The sequence below is a fragment of the Shewanella sp. 10N.261.52.F9 genome, from assembly GCF_041471165.1.
Classification (GTDB): domain Bacteria; phylum Pseudomonadota; class Gammaproteobacteria; order Enterobacterales; family Shewanellaceae; genus Shewanella; species Shewanella marinintestina.
Map to the genome: position 1 here is coordinate 103,578 of NZ_JBFRNX010000024.1, position 18,029 is coordinate 121,606.

The 18,029-nt window shown below is 41.1% G+C and carries 13 protein-coding genes; 5 read left to right on the forward strand and 8 right to left on the reverse strand.

Annotation, left to right across the window (positions count from 1 at the left end):
- Positions 1–115: 115 nt before the first annotated feature.
- The 6 genes from AB4298_RS16675 to AB4298_RS16700 all read right to left on the reverse strand — a co-directional run bounded on the left by AB4298_RS16675 (position 116) and on the right by AB4298_RS16700 (position 10,445).
- On the reverse strand, positions 116–2,188 hold the full coding sequence (locus AB4298_RS16675) for a transglutaminase TgpA family protein (RefSeq protein WP_371987559.1): 2,073 nt from the start codon (positions 2,186–2,188) through the stop codon (positions 116–118).
- Positions 2,185–3,171, reverse strand: coding sequence for a DUF58 domain-containing protein (locus tag AB4298_RS16680; RefSeq protein ID WP_371987560.1), 987 nt, complete (start codon positions 3,169–3,171; stop codon positions 2,185–2,187). Before AB4298_RS16680 ends, AB4298_RS16675 begins: the two co-directional genes overlap by 4 nt.
- Before the next feature lie 62 nt (positions 3,172–3,233).
- Positions 3,234–4,145 (reverse strand): AAA family ATPase, encoded by a 912-nt coding sequence (locus AB4298_RS16685; protein ID WP_371987561.1) that lies wholly within the window; start codon positions 4,143–4,145, stop codon positions 3,234–3,236.
- Between the two features lie 270 nt (positions 4,146–4,415).
- On the reverse strand, positions 4,416–6,599 hold the full coding sequence (gene katG / locus AB4298_RS16690) for a catalase/peroxidase HPI (RefSeq protein WP_371987562.1): 2,184 nt from the start codon (positions 6,597–6,599) through the stop codon (positions 4,416–4,418).
- 365 nt (positions 6,600–6,964) lie between these two features.
- Complete coding sequence (locus AB4298_RS16695) at positions 6,965–8,896, reverse strand: transglycosylase SLT domain-containing protein (protein WP_371987563.1); 1,932 nt, start codon at positions 8,894–8,896, stop codon at positions 6,965–6,967.
- Between the two features lie 55 nt (positions 8,897–8,951).
- Complete coding sequence (locus AB4298_RS16700) at positions 8,952–10,445, reverse strand: DNA recombination protein RmuC (RefSeq protein WP_371987564.1); 1,494 nt, start codon at positions 10,443–10,445, stop codon at positions 8,952–8,954.
- 216 nt (positions 10,446–10,661) lie between these two features.
- Between AB4298_RS16700 and msrP the strand changes: the two genes are divergently transcribed.
- Both msrP and msrQ read left to right on the forward strand, forming a co-directional pair.
- On the forward strand, positions 10,662–11,684 hold the full coding sequence (gene msrP / locus AB4298_RS16705) for a protein-methionine-sulfoxide reductase catalytic subunit MsrP (protein ID WP_371987565.1): 1,023 nt from the start codon (positions 10,662–10,664) through the stop codon (positions 11,682–11,684).
- 64 nt (positions 11,685–11,748) lie between these two features.
- Entirely contained in the window at positions 11,749–12,402 is a 654-nt protein-coding gene (msrQ, locus tag AB4298_RS16710; RefSeq protein WP_371987566.1) for a protein-methionine-sulfoxide reductase heme-binding subunit MsrQ, read from the forward strand.
- Positions 12,403–12,892: 490 nt separating this feature from the next.
- On the opposite strand, the gene AB4298_RS16715 is transcribed toward msrQ, so the two are convergent.
- Positions 12,893–13,210: a hypothetical protein gene (locus AB4298_RS16715; protein ID WP_248997361.1), complete on the reverse strand. Its 318-nt coding sequence runs from the start codon at positions 13,208–13,210 to the stop codon at positions 12,893–12,895.
- 186 nt (positions 13,211–13,396) lie between these two features.
- Here AB4298_RS16715 and AB4298_RS16720 point away from each other — a divergent pair, with 186 nt between their 5' ends.
- From AB4298_RS16720 to AB4298_RS16730, 3 genes are read left to right on the forward strand one after another with little or no spacing between them, the layout of a single operon-like run.
- Entirely contained in the window at positions 13,397–13,894 is a 498-nt protein-coding gene (locus tag AB4298_RS16720) for a putative 4-hydroxy-4-methyl-2-oxoglutarate aldolase (protein WP_248997360.1), read from the forward strand.
- A gap of 32 nt (positions 13,895–13,926) precedes the next feature.
- The gene (locus tag AB4298_RS16725) at positions 13,927–15,756 is read left to right on the forward strand and encodes an AsmA family protein (RefSeq protein ID WP_371987567.1); all 1,830 of its coding nucleotides are present in this window, start codon (positions 13,927–13,929) and stop codon (positions 15,754–15,756) included.
- Positions 15,757–16,302 carry a BsuPI-related putative proteinase inhibitor gene (locus AB4298_RS16730; RefSeq protein ID WP_371987568.1) on the forward strand — a complete coding sequence of 182 codons (546 nt, stop codon included), beginning with the start codon at positions 15,757–15,759 and terminating at the stop codon, positions 16,300–16,302.
- Positions 16,303–16,410: 108 nt separating this feature from the next.
- Here the strand turns inward: AB4298_RS16730 and AB4298_RS16735 are convergent, their stop codons facing one another.
- A complete protein-coding gene (locus AB4298_RS16735; RefSeq protein ID WP_248997357.1) occupies positions 16,411–17,973 on the reverse strand; it encodes a lytic transglycosylase in 1,563 nt (520 codons plus the stop codon).
- Positions 17,974–18,029: the final 56 nt, after the last annotated feature.

The following is an 18,029-nucleotide window of genomic DNA, read 5'->3' on the forward strand; positions in this document are numbered from 1 at the left end:
TGGACATAAATGCGCGCTTAAAGTTGTTAAGAAAATATACATTAACAGCTGAGCGGCTGTCCGTAATGTCCAAAAAAAGAACACATTTTTAATAGGATAAGTATTGTAAGCTATTTTATGTGTTTGTCTTATTAAGTGCCAATCTCTGTTTCAAGATCTTGATTTTCAACCACCTCGACTGCTTGATTAATAATCGAGAAAAGCGCTTGGCTCGCTTTGGATCCATATTTTGATATTTTAAGGCAATAAAATACTGGGTTAACTTGGTAAAATCCGCAGCGATGCTAGGGAAAGCTGCAGTTACTCGTTGATTATATGCTTGCGGTCCTTCATGGTGCTTTCGAGGTAGTCCGCGCTTATTGAGCATTTTACACACCGAATAATAGGCGTTGAGGTGCTTGTCAGTTGAGCGCCTAAATTGGATGAGTCCGGCGCTATAGGCAATAGAGAGTCCGATAACGCTTAAACTGACAATAATGAATATTGTGACTTTAGTGCGAGTAACATTACCTAAAATCTCTTTGAGCACTTGGCGTTGTTTTTGTTCATTAAACCCAAGTACCCAACTACTCCAAAAATAATCAATACTGGCTAAACGCATTCTAAGCTCATTAAGCATTGGATTATCACGGTAGGCCAAGCTGCTAAATGGATTATCCATAAGATAGCTGCTTTCTGGGTCGAAGAATGCATCAAAGCCTTGCTCGACGCGCTCAGGAGCAATCATTGCGGTTGGGTCGAAACGCACCCAACCTTCATCCGCGAGCCAAACTTCTACCCAAGCATGCGCCATATATTGATAAATACTGTAATAACCCGCTGTTGAGTTTAATTCGCCGCCTTGGTAGCCGGTAACTAAACGGGTCGGGATCCCCGTTGCACGCGCCATAAATGCAAACGCACTCGCGTAATGCACACAAAATCCTGCTTTATTGATAATTAAAAAATCATCTATTTGCTGCTCGCCAACGCGCGGTGGCCTCAAAGTGTAATAGTAAGGCTGCTCGGTAAAAAAACGCATCATTGCATTAAGTCTTGATTTTGGCTCTGGGTAGCTAAGGGCAAACTCATTTGCTAAGGCGTGAGTTTTGGGGTTACTCGACCTTGGCAGTGCGAGGTTAATATTGCGTACAGAAGGACTTAGCTTTGGCTCCATAATTAGCTGCTCGTTACTTATTACTTGATATAAGCGCTTTTGCTCAATTGGACGCTCAGCTAAAAGAGTAAAGTCGTTAAGAGCGCGAATGCCTCTATCACTGGTGTTTGCCACGTCTAAACCAAATAGCCATTGCTGGTGGCTAGGCTCTGCAATTATTGAATATTCAAACTGACTGCCAATAGCGCTGTCTGCTTTTGCAAGGTGTTGAGGCCTTTGAGCTATGTCATTATTTGTATTATTGCGGTTTAGACTGTTTTTGTTGGTTATACGTGGGTTTTGCAACCAGGTTTTGCCGTCATAATCTTCCATCACAATGGCTCGCCAATAGAGCTTTTCATTAGTAGGGGCTTGTCCTGAAAATCTGGCTCGAAAGGCTAGCGCACTTGAACGTGTTAACTCATTTATATCACCAAAACTTACGTTGTCAGACAATCCTGTTTGCGCTTTATTTTGCGGTGGAACTAGCCACAAAGGAGCAAGTCTAGGCAAAACTAAAAAAAGAACGATTGCAAAAGGTAGGCTTTGCAGCAAAATTTTACTGCCTAGTAACCCAGCATATTTAAAGTTCTTTTCATCGTGGTAAAGGCTAATTAGCACGCAGGTATTAATAATGGTTATAACGAGTAAATGCAGGGTTGATAATAGTGTTTGCTGGTGGATAAAAGTAAATGCAATCAGGAAGTAGCCAACAAGCACTACAGCTTGAACGTCACGTCGGTTACGCATTTCGATGTATTTTAGTGCGTAGCCGAGGATCAACAAGTTAACCATTGCGTTTAGTACACCAATCTGGCCAGCAACGATTGCAAGTGTTGTTGCAGCTGCGAGGGCAAGCGCTGTAACCAGCCATTTAGGCGGCTTGGCAACCCTGCCTAAATAAATCCCGATCCGCCAAAAAATACAGATGGCACAAATTGCTAAAGACCAAAGGGTTATTTGTTGATATAGCGGCGATAGGATCGCGATATTGGTGATTAGCAGCCACATTAGCGTGTGGCGTGAGATATTTTGATTTTCTATGCTTGTCATTTTCGTGGTCTCCTCGCTGGTGAACGTCGAGGAAACAGCGCTAATTGAGTTTGTACGTGAAGCCGATGTTTTTCGCCATGAGCGGGAGGGATAGATTGGCCTGAGAGGGTTAATCCAAAAACTTGATTATTTTGACTTAATTGCTCTGTATGCCATGCAAGGTGACTCAGTGCTAGCTCAATATCATCCGCGTTATCTTCTAACGCTAACCACATTGGGGCGCCTTGTGGTTGTTCAAACTCTTTGGTTAACATGCCGCGGCCCTGTGCCCATTGTTTCCACGCAACTTGCTTTAAAGGCTCACCAGTTTGATACTCTTTTAGCCCTTTAAACTCATCAACGCCAGAGACATATTTACCACTATGTTCTTGTTCATCACCGGGCTTTGAAATAAAAGAGACCGGATTTGAATCGACAATCGGCTCTGCAAAGACTAATTGCGATAAATCCAGATCTATATTGGACCATGCGCGACATAGGCCAAGTGGGTAACGGCTTTCAACTTTTAAGCGACCAGGTCGATTAATCCCGCGGCGTACCTTGTCAACAGTCACTAACAGTTGTGATTGCTGATTATTTACTGACTTGATGCTATGTAGTGGCTGGTCTTTAAATTGGCATTGGATTTCAAATGCTTGGCGCTTGCTCGATAACTGAATAGGATAGTAAATGGGACTTCCTGCAAAATGACCACTTTGTTGCCTACTTGAAAGGGTTAAGCCTGCAAGATTTTTATAGCTATAGATAATGCAGGTGTTAAATACGCTTAACAGTAAAAAGCTTAGCCCCATAATCAGGTTATTTTGATAGTTGGTACCGAGTAAAAAAAGCAAAACCACTAAAACCAACCAAGCGATGCCAAAGCCCGATGGGAGGATAAAGATACTTTTATGGCTTAAAGTGATTTGCTTGCTGGCTGGTAATCGCCTAGAAAGCCATTTTAGCCAACCTTGTTGTAGTTTTTGTTTACCGCGATTTTGCATAAATCCCTATTTCTATCTCATTGTTGTGACTGGCAGCTACACTGCTTATCAATTGCTTGCAGTTACAAGATAGGGTTAACTTGATTAAGAATTTTATCTGATACAGCTTCGCCTTGTTGTTGAGAGTGTTGCCTTATTCTGTGTTCGGCTACATGAGGAAAGATTGCCTGTACATCTTCCGGGACTAAATAGGTTCTTTGGTTAATAAATGCCCAAGCCTTAGCGGCTTGTAGTATGGCTATGCTTGCTCTAGGCGATAAGCCAGGGGATTGAGCTTGGTCTCTTGATGTATTCACCAACGCGAGAATATATTTAAGCAGTGCATCAGAGGCGCTGACATCGTCAACTTGCTTTTGTAGTGCTTGTAGCGATGTGGCGGATAGACATTCTGGTAAGTCTGCAATGCTTTGATTGGGGTCTTGATTCTTTAACATTGCAAGCTCAGCTTCCGGTGCTGGGTAGCCGATGGATATGCGCATCATAAATCGGTCTAATTGTGATTCTGGCAGTGAAAAAGTACCAGATTGCTCGGTTGGGTTTTGTGTTGCAATAACAAAAAAGGGTTGTGGTAGAGAGTAAGTGGCACCGTCGACAGTGATTTGCTGTTCGGCCATGGCCTCTAAAAGTGCACTTTGGGTTTTTGGACTGGCGCGATTAATTTCATCGGCCAAAATCATTTGGTTGAAGATAGGGCCTGGGTGAAAGTTAAATTGCGCTTGTGACTTATCAAAAATAGACACTCCAAGAATATCTGCTGGCAGCATATCACTGGTAAATTGAACTCGCTGATAGCTAAGCCCTAAGCTGTGGGCAAGGCCATGTGACAAACTGGTTTTACCCATCCCGGGAAGATCTTCGATCAGTAAGTGACCACGAGCAAGAATACAAGTGAGGGCGAGTTTTATTTGATGGGGTTTGCCAAGTAAAACCGCTTCAAGTTGCTGTAGAAGGTTGTTGATAATTGAGTTATGCATACACACCTTGTGTTGTTATTTTTATAAATCCAGTGTGTTAACTACTATGGTGCAAATTGGGTGTGCTTACTAGCCTTTAGCGTGTTTTATTCATGATTTATTCTGTGTTTTTAGCGCATTTACATTCTAGTAAAAGTGGCATTAAAGAGAGGGGATTAACAGCTGAGCAAAAGTTGTAGAGCAGGGTATTGAAAGAGCAATAAAAAGATAAGAAAAAGCTACAGCTTGATAGTCAGTCGCCATAACCTTTTCTTTGAGTGTGATTCACGCTTATGTCAAATCAAAACGATCAGCGTTCATCACCTTTACCCATGCATTGATAAAGTCATTGATAAACTTTTGCTTACTCGTATCTTGGGCGTAATGCTCACAATAGGAGCGTAAAATCGCGTTTGAACCTAAGACTAAATCGACGCGGGTTGCGGTCCATTTTAGCTTACCGCTTTCTCGATCTAGGATATGGTATAAATTATCACTTTTAGGTTGCCAGCTATAATTCATATCAGTGAGATTGACGAAAAAATCATTACTGAGTACGCCTATATTGTCGGTGAATACCCCGTGTTTTGTGCCTGCGTAATTAGTGCCTAAAACCCGCATACCGCCTATCAGTACTGTCATTTCTGCGGCGGTAAGTTGCATTAATTGACTGCGCTCTAACAGTAACTCCTCAGCTGAGACGCGATAATCTGCTTTTAACCAGTTTCTAAAGCCGTCATGTAATGGTTCTAATACTTCAAAAGAGTGCTCGTCTGTGTTTTCTTGGCTTGCATCTCCTCGGCCTTGGGCAAAAGGTACCTCAACCTGACAACCAGCTAATTGCGCAGCGTGTTCAATCGCAGTGTTACCGGCTAAAACAATTAGATCTGCCATTGAAATTGAAGAATTCAATTGGCTTTGGATCTGTCTTAGTGCAGTAAGCACTTTGTTAAGTTGTTCAGGCTCATTACCTTGCCAGCTACTTTGCGGAGCAAGCTGAATACGAGCGCCATTAGCACCACCACGGCGATCTGAGCCGCGGTAAGTGCGAGCGCTATCCCAAGCGGTAATAATAAATTCAGACGGGGAAACATCACTTGCTAAAATGGCCTTTTTAAGTGAGGTCAACTCAGATGCATCTAACCGATTGGGGTTGAGTGGGATAGGGTCTTGCCAGATAAGCTCTTCTGCTGGAACATCCGCGCCGAGATAACGGGTCTTGGGTCCAAGATCTCTATGGGTGAGTTTGAACCATGCTCGGGTAAATACATCGGCAAAATATGCAGGTTCTTGGTAAAACTTCTCCGCGATTTTACGGTATTGCGGATCAAATTTTAGTGCCATGTCAGCATCGGTCATGATTGGATTTTGGCGTTTAGTAGGATCCTCTGCATCAACAGGCATATCCTCTGGTTTGATATTCACTGGTTCCCATTGCCAAGCCCCAGCGGGACTTTTTTGCATCCACCAATCGTAATTTAATAGTAAGTGGAAATAACCATTATCCCATTGGGTTGGGTTCGTGGTCCAAGCGCCTTCAAGGCCACTGGTGACGGCATCAGCGCCTATGCCGCGCAGCTGTTTATTCAGCCAGCCAAATCCCTGATCTTCAAGCTCGCCAGCTTCGGGTTCTGCGCTGAGTTGGCTTGCGTCACCATTACCATGACATTTACCAACTGTGTGGCCGCCAGCTGCAAGTGCAACGGTTTCTTCATCGTTCATCGCCATTCTGGCAAAGGTAATTCTGACATCGTGAGCGGTTTTAATGGGATCGGGTTTACCGTCAACGCCTTCAGGATTCACATAAATTAACCCCATCATCACTGCGGCGAGTGGATTGTCTAAGTCTCGCTCGCCAGAGTAGCGGCTATTTTCAGTATCGCTGGTGGCTAACCATTCCTTTTCAGCGCCCCAATAGGTGTCAATTTCAGGAGTCCAGACATCTTCTCTACCGCCGGCAAAGCCGAACATTTTAAGCCCCATTGATTCATAGGCCATATTGCCAGCTAAAATGATCAAGTCCGCCCAAGAAAGGGCATCGCCATAGCGTTTTTTAATTGGCCATAATAGCCTGCGAGCTTTGTCTAAGTTGCCGTTATCAGGCCAGCTGTTCAGTGGAGCAAAACGTTGACTGCCACGACTGGCACCACCACGCCCATCTGCAATTCGGTATGTACCTGCTGAGTGCCAAGCTAAACGGATCATCAAGCCGCCATAATGGCCCCAGTCTGCCGGCCACCATGATTGAGACTGGGTCATAAGATCTTTTAAATCTTGTTTTACAGCCTCCAAGTCTAAGGTATTAAAAGCCTGTTTATAGTTAAAATCACTGGCTAGGGGAGAGGTTTTGGTGTCATGTTGATGCAAAATATCGAGATTTAGCGATTTTGGCCACCATTGGTTTTGTTTGCTTTGTTGAGTGGTGTTTGCACCGTGCATGACAGGACACACACCTTTACCTTGAGAGCTATTCATTATTAGCTTCCTTGTATTGCTCATTAAGATTAATGGTTAAGCTGCCTTTGCAGAGAACACTTGGCAGTGTTAACTGTAAGGGATTAAGTTTTATATTGATTGCTATAACAGTAGAACAGTTTTCAGTTTTTGATAGCGTAAACGGGCGGTTCTGGTATTGGGACGTTAACGAAGTTGTAGCCTCGGGGTCGCTTGGCGGAATAGGTTATTAAGGCTATTTTGGGGCCTTATTGATGCTGTGGCGCTTTGTTTAAAAGAGAATGATATTAGAGGTGGGCTGCTTAAGAAAAGCAGCCCACTACTGAATGATATAGCAGGTTAGTTGTGCAGGTTTAAACGCTAGCAATCAATGCAAATAGCTAAAGCTAGTAGCTAAAGTTCAGTTCCTCAGCGGATAGTAACTCGGCTTGTTTGCCTTGTCTGACTTGATAAATAACTTTATAGCTAAATACTGCTTGCACGTACTCCCGAGTTTCTCGATAGGGAATAGATTCAATAAAGCTAATTGCGTCAAGTTTACCATCGCTTCTCTTCAACCAGCTTTTAATTCGATGAGGTCCGGCATTATAAGAGGCGGTTGCGAGCACTTTGTTTTGGTCAAATTGTTTTAATAGACCACTGTAATAGGCGCTACCTAAAGCAATATTGAGCTTTTCATCATATAAACTCTTAATACCGCGATAAGGCAGCTTAGCTTTTTTGGCTGTTTGCTTTGCTGTGGCAGGCATTAGCTGCATATAGCCGCGAGCACCAACGCCTGATGTCGCATTAGGGTAATAGGCACTTTCTCGTCTTGATATAGCGCGAATTTCATCAATATCGACGCGGTACTTTTTGCTGGCTTGGGTAAAAGCATCTTGTGCTGCATAAGGGAAGCGCATTTGCATGTCATTCCATAGTTTGGCTTGGATACTCGCTTGTACACCTAAACTATGCCATTTCTGCTCAACCGCATAGACGCCATATTCTGTTTGCATGGCTTTATTGTGACGCTTTAACAGCATCACCCATTCGGCTCGAGCATCAGACTGTTTATCGATAGCAAGTAATTCACGGACTCTGGCCAACCCTTTGTCTTCCGTGATATCTGCTCTAAGCTTTTTATCGCTCTGACTAATTTGGTTTTGCAATTGAAATGGCTGCTTTTGCTTTGCAGCCGCAAGGTAGCCATAAAAATTACGCTCAAGCCTGAGTTGTTCAAATAAACCTTGTGATGTTTGCTGACTTTGTTTGCTGTTTTCTCGAGAAAGCACTACTGCGCGCCAATATTTCCAGCGTGCAGTATTTTGTTTTTGTTCAGTTAATAGAGGTAAAAATTTGGCAAAGTTCGTTTGATCATTGTCTCTTAACGCCCAGCGTAAACGCATCTCTACCAAGTCATCGCTGTCTAGTAAAGGTAAAATGGTGTCGGCATAACTTTGTAGCTCAATGACTTGATAAATGAGCGTTCGTCTAACTAAATAGCGACTGAGTTTACGGCCTTGGAAATCAGTAAATCTATCGGCTTTTTGGTATGCTGCAAATAGCTTTACAGCTTGTTTTAAATCTTTTTTAGCTAACTTTCTTAAGCCTAAATCAACAATAGTGGCATTGATTTTTGCGCTGCCACTAAACTTTGATTTGTGACGTAAGCTACGAGGATCTTTATAGACTGCGAGTAGACGTTTAGCATCGTTTTTATTAGTGGTTAGCTGCTTAGATAGATATGAAAGTAGGCCATACTGTCCTTGCTCAAAGCTGAGTAGCATTCGAGACCATATTAACTCTTGAGTACGGAGACCTGCTTTTTGCCATTGCCTAAACAACGGATCACACTCTTTAGGGCGTGAACGACCATATAGCCAGAGCTTTTCTGTGCCTTCAAAAGCGAGCTTTTTATTTCCTTGTTGTAATTGAGCTCGATAAAAGTAGCACTGTAAGGCAACGTTATTCGGCTGATTTGGGCTTATCACCAGAAAGTCTTTCCAGCGTTTTTGACTGCCACTGCGTTTAAGGTAACGGTAACGTCCTGTGTTATAAAGTGGACTGCCTTTAAAGTGATTTAACTCCTTAAGCGCTCTATCGGCGGGTAATTTAAGGATAGTGTTTATCTGATCATGAAAATCGAGATAGATAGCCAAAGGATAATCGTCAAGCTTATTTCGCATTGCTTGATATTGATTAATTTGCTGTTTATTTAGTTTGCTTCTCGCGTCTAAGTATAATTGCTGCTGCTCGGTAAGTTGAGCAGCAGTGGCTGACAGTGACGAAACGACGGCTACAAACCCTATTAAAATGCGACTTAACTGCTTGTGCATTTACGAGAATCCTCTTTAATATCCTTATAATGAGCCTAGTGTTAACTTTCTATGGCTAGCTTTGATGAAAATTATCATCTGCTAAGCTTAGCGCTTTATCTAGAAGTTGGGCGTCCACTTTTTTACTGGTTTCTACACCTAATTGTTGCATTTGATGCGCTTGACGAATGACGTTTCCTTTTCCGGTCGATAACTTATTCATCGCACTAGTAAAGTTTTTATCGGCAGATTCTAAAGCACGGCCTAACTTATCCATGTCGTCTAAATAGCTGCACAATTTGTCATAAATCTTTCCAGCTTGTTTAGCAATCATTTGCGCATTTTGGTTTTGATATTCATAACGCCAAATATTATTAATTGTTCTGAGTGCAACGAGTAAGTTGGTCGGGCTAACTAGCATAATATTACTTTCAAGCGCGTAATTGACTAAACTAGGATCATGCTCCAGTGCAAGTAAAAATGCAGGTTCTAGTGGTATAAACATTAATACATAGTCTAAGCTTTTTAGTCCATGTAGCTTTTGGTAATCCTTTTGGCTTAGCCCTTTAATATGTGCTCGAACTGACAGTATGTGTTCTTTAATCGCTTGCGCACGTATTACTTCGTCATCGCTGTTAAAGTATCGCTCGTAGGCGATTAATGACATCTTTGCATCAATCACCACATCTTTTTTTTCTGGTAAATGTACGATGACATCAGGTTTAAAACGTTTACCTGTGTCATTTTTCAAATCTGTTTGGGTATCGTACTCATGTCCCTCCCGCAGACCACTTTCTTGTAATACACGCTCTAAGATGACTTCGCCCCAATTACCTTGTTGCTTGTTATCTCCCTTTAGCGCTTTGGTCAGGTTTACAGCATCTTGGCTCATTTTTAAGTTAAGCTCTGTTAATGAGTCAAGTTGATGTTTAAGTGCACTCCGCTGGGTTTGTTCATGCGAATAGGAGGCTTGTACCTGTGCTCTAAAACCTTCAATCTGTTGTTTAAAAGGTGCCAGTACACTGTCTAGCTGCTGATTATTTTGTGATTGTAATTTTTCACTGCGAGCTTCAAAAATTTTTGTTGCTAGGTTTTCAAATTGCGCATTAAGTCTAAGTTCAGAGTCTTCAAGTAATTGAATTTTATCGTTAAGCGCTTGCTCTTTAGCGTTAAAACTTGCTGCCAATGTTTGTTGCATGGCATTAGACTTTGACAGGGCGAGTTGGGTTTCCATCTGTTTTCTTTGGTTATCCAATAACGCTTGTTCTAATTCGACTGTTCTTTCTGCTTGAGCTTGAGCTTTCCCTAACTGCTCTAGTCGATATTCTAATTTGTCTTGGTATTGGTCAATAGTAAGTTCTTTTTGGTGAATATTTTCTTTTAGCTCTAAGATCTCTGAATTTAATCCAACTTTGGTTTGTTCCATTTCATCCAATAGTTGCTTTCGAACGTATTCCCATTTAATGCGAGTTTTTCGTTGATTGAATAATGCGCCGATTAACATGGCAAGAAAGGCAATAGCAACGATGATGACTATTTGTCCGGTGGAGAAAGCAAGCTCTAAAGGCATGTGAGAAGGCTCTTAACATGGTGAATGAACCGCTAGAGTGGCATGGCGATTTAAACACTGCAAGTATAAGCGAATGATTAGTAATACAAGTGATGCAGACATAGTCAGCTGTTATCGAAATGTAACATTTAAATTGGTGTGAAACCTTTTTGGAACTTAGTCGGTCTGATTAGTTAATAGCAACATATTGATCTGATAGAAGGATGGAAGCGGCCAATGAATATAAAAAAAACTGCTGCATGGGATAAGTTTAAAGACTGTGATATTACACCAGAAGAAGTCTATCGTGACCGGAGACGTATTTTGAAGCAGATGGGCTTTGTTGGAGCTGGGGCACTGCTGTCTTCTCACGCGAATGCAGGTGTGTTCGATCTATTTTCTGATGATAAGAAGAAGGCTGCTTTTTTGACACAAACTCTGCCTTTTGCAAAGCAAGCACAGTACGACCACTTGTTGTACGGTTCGCTGACACCTGAATCTAAAATCATCTCCCACAATAATTTCTATGAATTCGGAACCAGTAAAACCGATCCTGAAGAGAACGCTCAAGGCTTGAAAGTTGATCCGTGGAAGTTAGTTATTGATGGTGAAGTTGATAACCCTATGACGCTTGATTATGACGATTTACTCAAGTTATTTCCGTTGCAAGAACGTGCCTATAACTTTAGGTGTGTAGAGGCGTGGTCGATGGTGATCCCTTGGGTTGGATTTTCTTTAGCGAGCTTGCTAAAAAAAGTCGGTGTAAACAGCAATGCCAAATATGTTGCATTTGAAACTTTATATGATCCCGAGCAAATGCCGGGGCAAAGAAGTCGTTATGCTGGTGGTGGCATTAATTACCCTTATGTTGAAGGGCTAACGTTAGCCGAAGCGATGAACGATCTTACGTTTATGTCTGTAGGCTTATACGGTAAAACTTTGCCACCACAAAATGGTGCGCCTATCAGGCTTGTTGTTCCATGGAAGTATGGCTTTAAGAGTATTAAGTCTGTTGTGCGTATTCGCTTAACTGACAAACAACCGCCTACTTCTTGGAATCAACTTGCTGCCAGCGAGTATGGTTTTTATGCCAATGTAAACCCGGATGTTGATCATCCAAGATGGTCTCAGGCTTCTGAAAGGCGTATCGCTGAGGGGGGGCTTTTCTCTGCTAAAAGGATCCCAACGTTACCTTTTAATGGTTATGGCGATATTGTCGCTGATCTTTATAAAGATATGGATTTGAAAAAGTTTTATTAAGCTAGTTTTATTTACGTTAATTCAAAAGTATAGGCTTTACTTATGCTGTTGGAAGGAGAGGTTTATGCGTTTAACTAGCCGTTCTTTGTTTTGGCTAAAATGCGTGTTTCATTTAATTGGTTTAGTACCAATCGGCTACTTACTGTTAAAAGTGATGACTGATAATGCCGGTGGAGATCCGGTGCAATACATCATTCATTTTACCGGAATTGGGGCTTTAAATGCATTGATAGCAACACTGCTTATCTCTCCTATAGCGAAACACTTTAAGCAAGGGTTATTGCTGCAAACACGGCGTTTAGTTGGTTTGTACGTGTTTGCTTATGCAAGTTTGCATGTATTGGCATTTTTTAGCTTAGATCTGCTATTTGCGTGGTCACTGTTTTTTGATGAGGTTTTGAAACGTCCTTATATATTAGTTGGTGCAGCTGCTTACATTTTATTGGCTTCGCTAGCGGTAACTTCTTTAAACTCAATTAGACGTAAGATGGGGCGTAAATGGCAGGTGTTACATAACGGGATTTACCTTATAGGTATACTTGCCGTAATTCATTTTTACTGGTCGGTAAAGTCTGAAATTATTGAGCCTAGCTTTTATATTCTAGCGTTAGTTATATTGTTGGGATTAAGGTTTAAACAAGGAAAAGCAAAGAGTATTACATCAAAGTTATTAAAATTGTTTATGTTTAGTACTAAGAGAAAGCAATCCTCTAATTAGAGTGTAGCCAATTCAATAGTACCTACTTAGAGATACGTTAAAGAGAGCTTTACGCGCAGGCGAATTGTTCTTACATTATTTTAGCTTGTGTATTTTGTATCTTAGAGTATACCGATTAAAAGTTGGGAATATCTTACTTTCCCTCTTTTTAACTAATCATTTTAAAAAGTGTATTTTTACTTTGGAATGATAGCTTGATGTATTTGAAGTCAGTTGATGACGGCAAGATTTTTAGGAATATGTAACGTACATGTGAGGCTGCATCAGCCCATCCATAGGCTTAATATATATCAACTGATAAAACTCGGTTACTTTGCAGTTTGAGTTTTACCGATAGCTTTGGCTATTGGTTATTTAGTCGTTAAAAATCCAGCTAAATAGACTTTTATTACTTAGATTTAACTTTGAAAATAGTAATAGCTTTTTAATACTTAAGTACTGCAAAATTAATACTTAAGTACTGCAAAAAGCAATGTAAAATTAGTTAATATTACTTATTTTCTTGTTGCTTCATTATTTGAACCACTTCATCGTAAGAGATATTAAATTGGCGCGATAAGTTAATGATCTTTGTTTTATAGGTTTGAATACTTTCTTGCTGAGCAAGTAATCGCTTTTCATTTTCTACCAATTCATTGACAGCTTCTTGTAATATCAATAAACGGCGAAGGTTAAAATCTAATGAGTCGATGTATTTTAGCATCTGTGTTTTATTGCGAGCTTGTTCTAAATCGCTAGTGTGTTTCTTATCATAACCATATTGGTCAAGTGCAGCTATAGCGCTTTCTAAATCCATATTATTATTCATTTTTACCTACGGTTAACGGAAGATAGGTCTGTCTACAGACGTTATGCAAGATTATAGTTTGTATTTTAGTTGCGGAAAAGTCTAGATGGTATAAATAATCACTAATTTTAGCTGTTATTACTTGGGTTTGAGCGTCTGACCTGTCAATCTAGCGATATTATGAAGAACATTTTGCATGGAGGCCTAATGTTAGATCTATTACCAGATTTGTTTGATACCTATGCTGATAAGCTTATTCTATTACCGCCAATGTTTATATCATACGGTAAGCAGGAGTGCTTTTGGGGAGAAGTTGTTACTGTAAAATGCTTTAGAGATAACTCAAAAGTTAAAGAGTTATTGGCTCAAAATGGCACAGGTAAAGTGCTCGTCGTTGATGGTCAAGGCGTTACAGACTGCGCTTTGTTAGGGGATATGATTGCTTTGAGTGCAGCTAAAAATGGTTGGAATGGTGTCGTGATTTATGGCTGCGTACGAGATGTTGGCACCTTGAAAACAATTGATCTTGGGGTTCAGGCAATTGGTATTAACCCGATAAAAACAGAGAAAAAAGGGATCGGAGAAGTGAATATTGCTGTTGAAATATATGGAGTGATTATTTCGCCCCAGTCATTCATTTATGCCGACGGTAACGGAGTGGCGGTTTCTAATGAAGCTTTAGACATTTCCGTGCTAAATTTATAACAACGTCTTTGTGATAACAGATGGAATCTGCTATGAAATTTTTAAAATGGTTTTTTATAACACTCTTAGGCTTAGTTCTTGCTTTGGTGCTTTATGTGACTGTGATTTTTGATCCCAATGATTTTAAACCACAAATAGTCGACTTAGTTAAGGAGCAAACTGGTCGAGAGTTAGCGATAGGCAGTGACTTATCGTGGACATTTTTCCCAAGTCTTGGTATCGAGCTAGGTCAAATCACTTTATCTAACCCTGATGGGTTTAAAAATGCGTCAATGGTAGCGATAAACCAAGTGGTTGCCGAAGTTGCATTGATGCCTTTATTAAAAAAAGAAGTTGAGATTTCACAGCTAAATCTCGATGGATTGACGCTGATGCTAGAAACCCAAAAAGATGGTCGTACGAGTTTTGATGGTTTAGCAGGCGAGGCTAGTGATAAAAGTAATGTTGAACAAGCTAAAAGTACAACCTCAGCATCGAGTGGCTCTAGCTTAGCGCGCTTAGACATTGGTGGTATCAATATTACAAATACTAAAATTACTAATATTGATAATGCGACTCAAACTGAGCAAGTTTTTTCGCTAAAGGAGCTAACATTAGGTCGTTTTCAATTAGGTGAATTTGCGCCACTACAATATGAGTTTACCGCGACCTTACCTGATATGAGTATTCTGAGTCGTGGTGAAGGCCAGATTAAGGTTGCTCAAGATCTGCAAACCATCACAATTAATGACTTTGCTGTTGCTAACAAAGCTACTGGTGAAGGGTTACCAAATGGCCGTTTGCAAGCTGATCTGAAAACATCAGTGGTTGTGGCGCTGGAAAAGCAAACATTAAATCTTGTGCTTTCTAGTTTTAGTGCTGCCAATATCAATGCTTCTGGGTCTCTAGATATTGCTTATGGACAAAAAGTGCCTAATGTTGTGGCTAAACTCGAGGTTGGTGATGTCGATCTTGATGCTATGTTACCTAAGCATGAAGGCGAACAAGCAAAGGAGGCACAACAAACCAGCAATACTTCGGTAGCAGTTGAACCAGACTTACGCGCAATGAAGTCCGTTAACCTTGATGTTGATGTGCGGGTTAAGTCGGTTAAGGTTGCCAACTTGAAAACACAAAACTGGGTAATGCAGTTAGTGATGAAAGGTGGTGTGGCTAATATGAAGCAGTTATCGGCTGATTTATACGGCGGTAAAATCAGTGCTTCAGCTGAGATTGACGGGCGTAATAAAGTGGCGTCGTACCAGTTTGATAAACGCCTTTCCGGTGTAGATATTCGAGCCCTATTGATTGATATGGCTGAAGTAGACATGCTTGACGGTAAAGCTAACTTTAACGTGGCTGGTAAAGGTTCAAGCCTATTGCCGGATAATTTAAAGAAAAACTTACTTGCTAACGGTAAATTTGAAATTGCAGATGGCGCAATACACGGAGTTAATATTCCACAAATGATCCGAGAAGCAAAAGCAAAGTTAGGCGGCGACCTTTCATCGGGAGCTAGCTCAAGCGAGAAAAAAACGGATTTTACGAGCATGACTGGCTCGTTCAAGATTGCTAAAGGTGTAGTGACGAACCCTGATTTAGATATGGCTTCACCGCTAATTCGTCTAAAAGGTGCTGGTACTGCAAATATCATTAATGAAGCGTTAGATTATAAACTAACAACATCTGTTGTTGGTTCATTAGAAGGTCAGGGCGGCGATAATCGTGACGCGCTTTATGGTGTCGAAATTCCGTTTGCGATAAAAGGCACTATGTCTGAACCAAAATTTTCACTTGATACTAAGGCCTTACTTGATTCGAAATTAAAAGATGAAACTAATAAGCTTAAAGACAGTTTATTAAAGAAATTGGGGGGCTTTTAAATGTTGATTAGAAGTTTATATATGCTTGCTTTGGCCTCTTTGCTGGGGTGCTCTCAAGAAGTAAGCGAACAATTAAGTGAGGGCCAAACTGTGCCACTAAGAGCTGAGGAAACACGCTCAGTCAATATCGTCGGTGCAGGCGAGTTGCCTGTTAAACAGCAGGAGGCACCAATGGGCGCAGGGTTACTTGATGGTAAGCTATCAGTTGAAAGCGGCAAAGAAAACGAAATCATAGCAACACTGACATATCAGAATAACCAGTCTTATGGTGTGCCACTCATGTTTGCATCCGGCAAGACGGCAGACTTAATAGTCAGTGATGAAAACGGTAAAAAACTTTGGTTTTGGTCAATGGGGATGATGTTTACCCAAGCTATACGTGAAATTGTAATGCCAGCTGGGGCAACACAGAAAGTTAAATTTACTATTCCAAGCCATATTGCGGCGAAGATCGGTAAAGGTTCTACCTTAACCGCAGTATTTTCTGGTAAAGCAACAGAATCTCAACGTCCCGCTATGCAGGAAGTTAAATACGTTTATCTATAGTAATATAAGAACCATAAATAGTATTTAATATGTAAAAAAGGCGACCATGAGTCGCCTTTTTAATTTGGTTCGTTAGCAACTAATAGCTAACATCACTATCTATAATCCCTAAGCTCTGACCTTAGTCATATCTACATACAACTTTAACATTTGTCCTGGCTGTATATATTTGCTTTTCTCTAGTGAATTCCAGCGAACTAAATCGTTTACGCTAACATTAAACTTGCCTGCGATACGTGCTAAAGAATCACCATTACGCACTTTGTAATTAACGGTGCGCATGACTTCACTTAGACCTTGGCTGCTTGTAGAGCGAGTGCCTGACCAAATCACTAGCTTTTGGCCGATTTGTAGCGGATCTTTAGGCGCCATGCTGTTCCAGCTAGCAAGTTGAGCTGTTTTTACTTTATGTTGCTTGGCTATTTTCCATAGTGAGTCGCCAGACTTCACTTTGTATGTAATTTTACTTGAACCACGAGCCTTGTTTTGTTGGCGGTTTAAACGCTGATCTGCTGACAACAAGTATTCGTCGAGGTTTTTAGCTGACACTGGAATAAGCAAAAACTTACCAGCAACAATGGTGTTGCCTTTAATATCGTTGACGGATTTAAGTGCTGAAATTGTCGTTTTATAACGCTTAGCAATAATACCTAAACTATCACCCGATTTAATCTTATAACGCTCCCAATTTAGGCGTTCATTAGTATGGGTTTTGTTTAATGCGATTTTAAACGCATCAGCCTTTTCTACGGGTAGTACAAGCTTATGTGGGCCTTCGGGTGCGGTAGCCCAGCGATTGTAACCAGGATTTAGTTTATGTAGTTCTGAAGTTGTCATGTTAGCGATATCAGCTGCTAAAGCTAAATCAATCTGGCTTCCAATATCGACAATTTCAATTTGTGGCTCGTTGGTAATTGGTGTGAGTTTAATACCGTACTTATCAGCATTTTTAATTACATCAGCTAATGCAAGTAACTGAGGTACATAGCGCTCAGTCTCTCTGGGTAAGTTAAGGCTAAAGAAATCGGTTGATATACCTTTTTTCTTATTACGCTTAGCAGCGTTGATTACGCGACCTTCACCTGTGTTATAGGCAGCAATAGCATACAACCAGTTTTGACCTGTCTTACCGTGAAGATATTCAAGCATATCTAATGCTGCGGTTGTCGCGGCTGGTACATCACGTCGCCCGTCGTACCACCAGTTCATTTGTAGACCAAAGTGACGAGCCATCGGCGAGGTAAACTGCCATAGACCCGATGCGGCACCGTGTGAGTATGCAAAAGGATCAAATGCACTTTCTACAATGGGTAGTAAAGCGAGTTCGATAGGTAAGTTACGCTTTTCAATCTCTTCAACAATAAGATACATAAATGGCGTAGCACGTTCAGATACACGTTCTAAATGTTGAGGATGCTTGATATACCAATCACGATATTGGCGTACGAGTTTTTCATCTGGAACGTCCATTTGCATATCAAGACGGATCCGTTGCCAGATATCGGTGATCTCTACTGTTTCTTCAATAACTGGAGCAACAGGTTCAATGGTGACTTTTTCAATCGCTACGGGTGTAGCGGGGATCCCTTCAGAAGTCTTCTGGCTGTCCAAAGTTTGACAACCTGTCAGCAGGGCAATGCCCCCCGCGACGAATAAAAATGGTACGCGCATTTAAAATGTGTGTCCTCTAATTAGGCTCAAAAAAGCCAGATTTAATCTGGCTTAGT

Coding starts and splice junctions, on each gene's coding strand:
- AB4298_RS16675 (WP_371987559.1), bottom strand. CDS start 2,188: ATGACAAGCATAGAAAATCAAAATATCTCACGCCACACGCTAATGTGG.
- AB4298_RS16680 (WP_371987560.1), bottom strand. CDS start 3,171: ATGCAAAATCGCGGTAAACAAAAACTACAACAAGGTTGGCTAAAATGG.
- AB4298_RS16685 (WP_371987561.1), bottom strand. CDS start 4,145: ATGCATAACTCAATTATCAACAACCTTCTACAGCAACTTGAAGCGGTT.
- katG (WP_371987562.1), bottom strand. CDS start 6,599: ATGAATAGCTCTCAAGGTAAAGGTGTGTGTCCTGTCATGCACGGTGCA.
- AB4298_RS16695 (WP_371987563.1), bottom strand. CDS start 8,896: ATGCACAAGCAGTTAAGTCGCATTTTAATAGGGTTTGTAGCCGTCGTT.
- AB4298_RS16700 (WP_371987564.1), bottom strand. CDS start 10,445: ATGCCTTTAGAGCTTGCTTTCTCCACCGGACAAATAGTCATCATCGTT.
- msrP (WP_371987565.1), top strand. CDS start 10,662: ATGAATATAAAAAAAACTGCTGCATGGGATAAGTTTAAAGACTGTGAT.
- msrQ (WP_371987566.1), top strand. CDS start 11,749: ATGCGTTTAACTAGCCGTTCTTTGTTTTGGCTAAAATGCGTGTTTCAT.
- AB4298_RS16715 (WP_248997361.1), bottom strand. CDS start 13,210: ATGAATAATAATATGGATTTAGAAAGCGCTATAGCTGCACTTGACCAA.
- AB4298_RS16720 (WP_248997360.1), top strand. CDS start 13,397: ATGTTAGATCTATTACCAGATTTGTTTGATACCTATGCTGATAAGCTT.
- AB4298_RS16725 (WP_371987567.1), top strand. CDS start 13,927: ATGAAATTTTTAAAATGGTTTTTTATAACACTCTTAGGCTTAGTTCTT.
- AB4298_RS16730 (WP_371987568.1), top strand. CDS start 15,757: ATGTTGATTAGAAGTTTATATATGCTTGCTTTGGCCTCTTTGCTGGGG.
- AB4298_RS16735 (WP_248997357.1), bottom strand. CDS start 17,973: ATGCGCGTACCATTTTTATTCGTCGCGGGGGGCATTGCCCTGCTGACA.